The sequence below is a fragment of the Spirosoma sp. genome, assembly GCF_048594605.1.
Taxonomy (GTDB): domain Bacteria; phylum Bacteroidota; class Bacteroidia; order Cytophagales; family Spirosomataceae; genus Spirosoma.
In genome coordinates this window covers 1-6794 of the sequence record NZ_JBMDWV010000433.1, presented here as the reverse complement: position 1 = coordinate 6794, position 6794 = coordinate 1, and the positions used below count along the sequence as shown (strand labels likewise).

The 6794-nt window shown below is 47.7% G+C and carries 7 protein-coding genes; 4 read left to right on the top strand and 3 right to left on the bottom strand.

Features of this window, described 5'->3' with window-relative positions; translation table 11 throughout:
- The first annotated feature begins 82 nt into the window (after positions 1-82).
- The gene (locus tag ACOJS8_RS27375) at positions 83-1246 is read left to right on the top strand and encodes a Gfo/Idh/MocA family protein (RefSeq protein WP_420151739.1); all 1164 of its coding nucleotides are present in this window, start codon (positions 83-85) and stop codon (positions 1244-1246) included.
- Positions 1247-1368: 122 nt separating this feature from the next.
- Here the strand turns inward: ACOJS8_RS27375 and mtaB are convergent, their stop codons facing one another.
- Positions 1369-2712, bottom strand: coding sequence for a tRNA (N(6)-L-threonylcarbamoyladenosine(37)-C(2))-methylthiotransferase MtaB (gene mtaB / locus ACOJS8_RS27370; RefSeq protein ID WP_420151738.1), 1344 nt, complete (start codon positions 2710-2712; stop codon positions 1369-1371).
- A 297-nt stretch (positions 2713-3009) separates the two neighbouring features.
- On the opposite strand from mtaB, the gene ACOJS8_RS27365 reads away from it, so the two are divergent.
- The 3 genes from ACOJS8_RS27365 (at position 3010) to ACOJS8_RS27355 (ending at position 5307) form a co-directional block, all read left to right on the top strand.
- Positions 3010-3732: a 16S rRNA (uracil(1498)-N(3))-methyltransferase gene (locus ACOJS8_RS27365; protein ID WP_420151737.1), complete on the top strand. Its 723-nt coding sequence runs from the start codon at positions 3010-3012 to the stop codon at positions 3730-3732.
- The gene (locus ACOJS8_RS27360; RefSeq protein WP_420151736.1) at positions 3729-4391 is read left to right on the top strand and encodes a DUF4159 domain-containing protein; all 663 of its coding nucleotides are present in this window, start codon (positions 3729-3731) and stop codon (positions 4389-4391) included. The genes ACOJS8_RS27365 and ACOJS8_RS27360 overlap by 4 nt, the downstream gene beginning before the upstream one ends.
- A 190-nt stretch (positions 4392-4581) precedes the next feature.
- Positions 4582-5307, top strand: a complete 726-nt coding sequence (locus tag ACOJS8_RS27355) for a fatty acid desaturase (protein ID WP_420151740.1) — start codon at positions 4582-4584, stop codon at positions 5305-5307.
- Positions 5308-5394: 87 nt separating this feature from the next.
- Here ACOJS8_RS27355 and ACOJS8_RS27350 read toward each other — a convergent pair whose 3' ends face one another.
- Together ACOJS8_RS27350 and ACOJS8_RS27345 are read right to left on the bottom strand one after the other, a co-directional pair.
- The gene (locus tag ACOJS8_RS27350; RefSeq protein ID WP_420151735.1) at positions 5395-5922 is read right to left on the bottom strand and encodes a 5' nucleotidase, NT5C type; all 528 of its coding nucleotides are present in this window, start codon (positions 5920-5922) and stop codon (positions 5395-5397) included.
- Between the two features lie 70 nt (positions 5923-5992).
- The coding region (locus ACOJS8_RS27345) for a dihydrolipoamide acetyltransferase family protein (RefSeq protein ID WP_420151734.1) at positions 5993-6794 on the bottom strand (802 nt) is incomplete at its 5' end.

The following is a 6794-nucleotide window of genomic DNA, read 5'->3' as shown; positions in this document are numbered from 1 at the left end:
GGTTTACAGTTGGCTGACGCGTTAATGGGAATGCGCCAGCCAACTGTAAACGGAAGACTGTAAACTGTCAAACTTTTAAAACATGGCACAAAAAAAAGAAATACGAATAGGCTTAATCGGGACTGGGTTTATGGGCCGTACGCACTCTAACGGCTACAATCGCGTACCGAATTTTTTTCCTGATCTGGAATACACTCCCGTACTGAAAGCGGTTTGTTCGCGTAACCCCGAAAAAGTGAAGGCGTTTGCTGAACAGTGGGGTTATGAATCAACCGAAACCGATTGGAAGGCGCTTATTGCCCGCGATGATATTGATGCGGTGGACATCTGTACGCCAAATGATTCGCACGCCGAAATCGCCATTGCTGCCGCCAAGGCAGGCAAAATGATTCTTTGTGAAAAACCACTGGCTCGTACCGTAGAAGAAGGGCAGGAGATGGTCGACGCAGCCGAAGCAGCAGGTGTAGCCACAACGGTTTGGTACAATTATCGCCGTTTGCCAGCCGTTACGTTAGCCAAACAGCTAATTGATTCCGGTAAGCTGGGCAGGATTTTCCATTACCGGGCCAACTTCCTGCAGGATTGGACCATCAGCGCCGACGTACCACAGGGCGGGGCTGGAACCTGGCGAATGGACGTAGAAGCGGCTGGTTCCGGCGTAACGGGCGATTTGCTAGCGCACTGTATCGATACGGCCATGTGGCTCAACGGGGCCATCACCGACGTATCGGCCGTAACGGAAACGTTTGTAAAAGAACGTTTACATGCCGTGACGGGTAAAGTGCAGCCCGTTGGTATCGACGATGCCTGTATTTTCCACTGCCACTTTGAAAACGGTTCGCTGGGCCTGTTCGAGTCAACGCGCTACGCTCGCGGGCACAAAGCGCTCTATACATTTGAGATTAATGGCGAAAATGCGTCGATACGTTGGGATTTGCATGACCTGAACCGGCTGGAATATTTCGACCACCGCGACGAAGGTATTGTGCGGGGATGGCGATCGATTCACGTAACGGATGGCGATCAACCATACATGGACAAGTGGTGGGTGCCGGGCCTGGGTATTGGCTACGAACACAGCTTTATCCATCAGGTAGCTGATTTTCTGAAGAGTCTGGAAGGGGGTAAAGCCTGCAACCCGACATTCCGGGATTCGCTGGCAACGCAGAAAGTATGCGAAGCCGTTCTGGATTCGGCCAAATCAAAAAGCTGGAAAGACACGGGCGTTTCCGGTACGTTCGATTGAGATAAGCTGATAAATACGTAGCAAAAAGCCTGATCTTCGCGAGATCAGGCTTTTTTGTGTTAATCTCGTGGTGTCGGGTTTGAGAACGGATGCGTCCGACCGTCCGACACCACAGCACCTTGCTAGTGATGTTCAAGTACAGGCTCAACTTCCTCTATCTCTACCAATCCATTGGCATTTATCCCTTTCATACGGATGGGCAGGGTTTCATTAATAAGCAGGGGATCATACTGCGCAACGACGCGCACATAATTTTCCGTAAAACCTTGCATCCTGCCGTTTTCTACGTCTTCTTCAAAAAGCACCGTAGCGGTACGCCCAATCTGTGATTCATAAAAGGCCCGCCGTTTTTTGTCCGACAGAATATGCAGCATTTTTGACCGCTCAGCCCGCACGTGTCCCGGTACAACTGGCTTGATCGTGAGGGCTGTTGTATTGGGTCGCTCCGAGTAGGTGAATACGTGCAGGTATGAAATTGGCAGTTCGTTCAGAAACTGATACGTTTCCTTAAATAACTCATCCGTTTCGCCTGGATGACCGACAATGACATCGACGCCAATGCAGGCATGCGGCATCAGTTCCTTTATTTTCTGAACCCGATCCACATAGAGTTCGCGTTTGTACCGTCGGCGCATCAAACCCAGGACTTTATTGCTTCCTGATTGTAGCGGTACGTGGAAATGGGGCACAAACCGCTTCGATTGTGCAACAAACGCAATAATTTCGTCGGTGAGCAGGTTTGGCTCGATGCTCGAAATACGGAACCGTTCAATACCTCCGACCTCATCCAGCGCACGGATCAGGTCGAAAAAGGTTTCGTTACGTTCGCCATTGATCAGGCCAAAATCGCCAATATTTACGCCGGTCAGCACAATCTCTTTTACGGCAGTGGCCGACCGTCCCCGTTCGGCTATTTCCTGTGCGGCTCGCACTACGTTGCTAATGGTGTCGGAACGGCTCTTACCCCGTGCCAGCGGAATAGTACAATATGCACAGGGGTAATCGCAACCATCCTGTACTTTCAGGAACGTGCGCGTCCGGTCGTTGAGCGAGTAGGAGGCATGATACGCAATGGCTTCTTCAATAGGGGAGTTGAATACCTGAGCGGGCTGACCCGTAGGTACTTTCTCAAACGTCGCCATCAGTTCATGCAACCGGAATTTCTCGGAGGCTCCCAATACCGCATCAACGCCCGGAATTTCCGAAATCTCTTTCGGCTTTAGTTGTGCGTAGCAACCCAGAATCGCTACGTAGCCGTCAGGGTTGATTTTCTGCGCTTCGCGGACAATCTTCCGGCATTTTTTGTCGGCGTTATCGGTTACGGAGCAGGTGTTGATGACGAAGATGTCGGGCTGCTGATTAAACTCCACTCGTTCGTAGCCGTGCTGTTCCATCAGACGGGCGAGGGTTGAGGTTTCGGAGAAGTTCAGCTTACAGCCGAGTGTATAAAAAGCAACTTTTTTCACAGTAGGTAATGTATCCTGCAAAATTACAAAAAAACGGCAGTGTGGGTTCCGTTCTATTGATCATCGGGTCGGTAGGTTTATACAATCTATAGCTTTATCTAGTATGAAATAGAGCTTTCTAGCCTACCTAATCAGGAGATGGCTGCAGCTCTTAAATTCAGTCAATACAATTATAAGTGTGTAGGAGGTACGGGCAGACATGGCGGCTCAATTCTGCCTGAATCGCTACGTTTGTTATGGACTGCTGTAGCCGGTAAATGACCGACTCAACTTAGTGAATATGTACTTTTGCTACGTATGCATTTATTCTATCAATCTCTTGTCGCTTCGTCGGAGTCGGTATCTTTTCTGAATGAAGATGATTCGCGCCACGCCATCAAAACGTTACGTCTGAAAATTGGCGACGAAATTGCTGTTACCGATGGGCACGGAAACCTCCATTTAGCCGTTATTACGTCAGCCGAGGCCCGACGTTGTCAGTTTCGTGTAACCGATACAAAAACGACGCCCCCGCGCTCATTCTCGGTTCGGATATGCGTAGCACCGACCAAAAATCTGGATCGTATCGAATGGTTTGTAGAGAAGGCCGTTGAGGTTGGTATTGAGCGTATTAGTTTCTTTTTCGGACAACATTCCGAACGGCGGGTGCTCAAACTTGAACGGTTGGAGAAAATTGCGGTGGCGGGCATGAAGCAGTCGCTGCAATCATATTTGCCCCGATTAGATGAGGCTGTGTCGTTTAGTGAATTAATCAAAACAGTCGATGAAGAACAACGGTTTATTGCACATTTGCCCGGCGTGGATTCGCCTAATGACGCGTCACCTGTTAACTTAGCCAGAGCAGCTACAGCAATGGGGCGTTACGTTGTCCTGATTGGACCAGAAGGTGATTTTTCCGAGAAAGAAATTCAACTGGCCGTTGCGGCTGGTTTTCAGATGGTAACGCTCGGGGCGAATCGTTTACGTACCGAAACCGCAGCGCTTACGGCCTGCCAGTTCTTAAACTTCCTGAATGTATGAAAAAACTGCTTTTTTTATTTTTTATTGTCAATTCTACACTGGCCGTTGCTCAGGGACCGTATGCCTATAAAATTGCCAAGCTAAAATATAACGGTGGTGGCGACTGGTACGCAAATAAAACCTCAGTGTCCAACCTGATTAAATTTGCAAATGCCAATCTGCGAATGAACATCTTCCCGGAAGAAGATATTGTAGAGCCGGGTAGCCCCGATATTTTCGGTTATCCCTTTATTCATATGACCGGGCATGGCAACGTTACGTTCAGTGAGGCCGAAGTACAGAACATGCGTCGATACCTAATGTCGGGTGGTTTTCTCCATATCGACGACAATTACGGCCTGGATAAATTTATCCGTCGTGAAATGAAAAAAGTTTTTCCAGAGTTATCGTTTGTTGAGTTGCCGTTTACGCATCCGATTTACCAGCAGAAATTTAAATTCCCGAATGGATTGCCCAAAATCCACGAGCATGACGGGAAAGCTCCGCAAGGTTTTGGTCTGATTTATCAGGGGCGACTGGTGTGTTTTTATAGCTACGAATGCGATTTGGGTAATGGTTGGGAGGATCAGAGTGTTTACAACGACCCTGAGCCGGTACGCCAGCAGGCGTTACGTATGGGCGCCAACCTACTCCAGTATGCTACGACTGTAATTAATTAAAGTATTATTTGGGGAGAGTGCCCTAAAACCGTTTAAAATTCGTTAGTTTTGTAGGAATATTCTTAGTCATTGTCGCGTTCAACTCTTAATTAAAAATACTGTGGTTTTTGTACTGGCCGCGTTTATTGGACACTGGTATCTGTCTTTGTTCTGCCAAACGTTTTTCTTACACCGTTATTCAGCCCACAAAATGTTCTCGATGAGCAAATTTTGGGAGCGGTTTTTTTATACACTTACGTATCTGTCGCAGGGGTCGTCTTATCTGAGTCCGCGGGCTTATGCCGTATTACATCGGATGCACCACGCGTTCAGCGATACGGAGAGAGATCCACATTCGCCCCATCACACGAAGAACATTTTTACGATGATGTGGAAAACGAAAAATATTTATAACGCTGTTCTGCACCGTAAATACGCTGTCGAAAAACAGTTCGATCGTAATTACCCAGAGTGGAATTTTATTGAAAAAGTGGGTGATTCGTGGGCATCGCGGGCAGGTTGGGGTATTCTCTACAGCCTGTTCTACATCTTTGCGTTCATTTACCTGGATATGCACTGGGCGTTCTTCTTCTTACTGCCTGTTCATTTTGTGATGGGGCCTGTACACGGTGCTATTATCAACTGGAGCGGCCACAAGTACGGTTACGCAAACTTTGACAACCATGATAAGTCGAAAAATTCGCTGATTCTGGACGTAGTGATGATGGGCGAACTGTTCCAGAATAACCACCACAAACGCCCAAATGCGGCTAATTTTGGTGCTCGCTGGTTTGAGTTTGATCCTACATATCCGGTTATCGGCTTATTGCATAAGCTGCACATTGTTCGCTTAAGACCATCTGCCGAAGCGAAAAAGGCGCAGCAGGAAGTTGGGCACGACCGATTTGTTGAAGTTCAAAAGGAAGTAGAAGCTTAATCGAATACTACCAAAGAAAAAGCCCCGAATTGACGTTCGGGGCTTTTTCTTTGGTAGTATTCGGATTACTGGAGAACTAAAGAGTCATCATAACAAAATTTTTGCTACGTCCTGCCAGGAATTCACACGTCTAAACTCTTTATCATCGCGATTGTGCAACGCGTCGAAAAGTAAACCGTCTCCCTGAAATGTGCGCAGATTACGGGGCAGATCGTCAATCAGGTAATCGGTGTTCAATACACTCTTATCGCCCAGGAAAACGTAATTATGCCAGGATATCGCTGGAAAGTGCTCCTGCAACCAATCCCATTTTTCACGTAGCGAGTTTGGGAATTCCTGTGCTGCTGATGCTATGAAGATATCGTATTTCTTCATCAGGTCAGCAATGACGTCCTGAGCGCCTTCCATCACGCTGATGTCCCGGAAAAAGCCAGGTTCGTACACTCGTTCTGAAATGGCTTTGTATTCGTGTTCGTCGAACAGTTCGTGGAATGATTTTTCTTTTAATTCTTCAAGCGTGTATCGGGGCATCTCGCCTTCGAGGTACAACTTAATAAACTTGGCATGTGTGTCGGCCATGACATCATCCATGTCAATTGCAATCCGTTGTTTCATAGGTAAAAACCATAACCTTATGCAGATTGACAGAACCCTGCTGATCCTGCCAATCTGCATAAGGTTATGATCAGATTTTTAAGGTTGTATCAAATTTTTCTAAGTAATCCGCTACGCGCCGAACGAACTGCCCCCCTAATGATCCATCAACTACGCGGTGGTCGTAGGAATGGGAAAGAAACATTAATTGGCGGATGCCAATAAAATCGCCCTGAGGGGTTTCGATTACGGCTGGTTTTTTGACAATGGCACCAAACGCCATAATGGCTACCTGCGGCTGAACAATGATGGGCGTGCCCATTAGATTGCCGAACATACCGATGTTAGAGATGGTATACGTACCACCCGCCAGATCGTCGGCCGTAAGTTTGTTTTCGCGGGCGCGTTTGCTAAGATCATTCACCTTTTTCGTAAGGCCAATCAGATTGTATTGATCAGCGTTGTGAATAACTGGTACAATTAAATTGCCGCTCGGTAAAGCTACCGCCATTCCAATGTTGATCGCCTTTTTGACGAGAATCGAATCACCTTCCACGGATATATTAATCATTGGAAAGTCTTTGATCGCCTTCACGACAGCTTCGATTAAAATCGGGGTAAAGGTCAGATTTTCGCCTGTTTGTTGCTTAAACAGATCTTTCACCTGCGTACGCCATTGCACAACCGGAGTCATGTCAGCCTCAACAAACGAGCTAACGTGCGGAGAAATCTGCTTCGACTCCACCATTCGTTGAGCAATCATCTTCCGCATCCGGTCCATCTGAATAATGTCGGCCTGGCCGTTTACCGACGTAGCGTGGGGCAGGGGGGTAGGGGCAGAGAGAGGAGCCTGGGTGTTTAGCTTTTGCCCTCTGCCCTCTGCCCCGTGCAGT

Excerpts from the sequence above, each read along its gene's own strand:
- ACOJS8_RS27375 (WP_420151739.1), top strand. The coding sequence starts at position 83 with ATGGCACAAAAAAAAGAAATACGAATAGGCTTAATCGGGACTGGGTTT.
- ACOJS8_RS27365 (WP_420151737.1), top strand. The coding sequence starts at position 3,010 with ATGCATTTATTCTATCAATCTCTTGTCGCTTCGTCGGAGTCGGTATCT.
- ACOJS8_RS27360 (WP_420151736.1), top strand. The coding sequence starts at position 3,729 with ATGAAAAAACTGCTTTTTTTATTTTTTATTGTCAATTCTACACTGGCC.
- ACOJS8_RS27355 (WP_420151740.1), top strand. The coding sequence starts at position 4,582 with ATGTTCTCGATGAGCAAATTTTGGGAGCGGTTTTTTTATACACTTACG.
- ACOJS8_RS27350 (WP_420151735.1), bottom strand. The coding sequence starts at position 5,922 with ATGAAACAACGGATTGCAATTGACATGGATGATGTCATGGCCGACACA.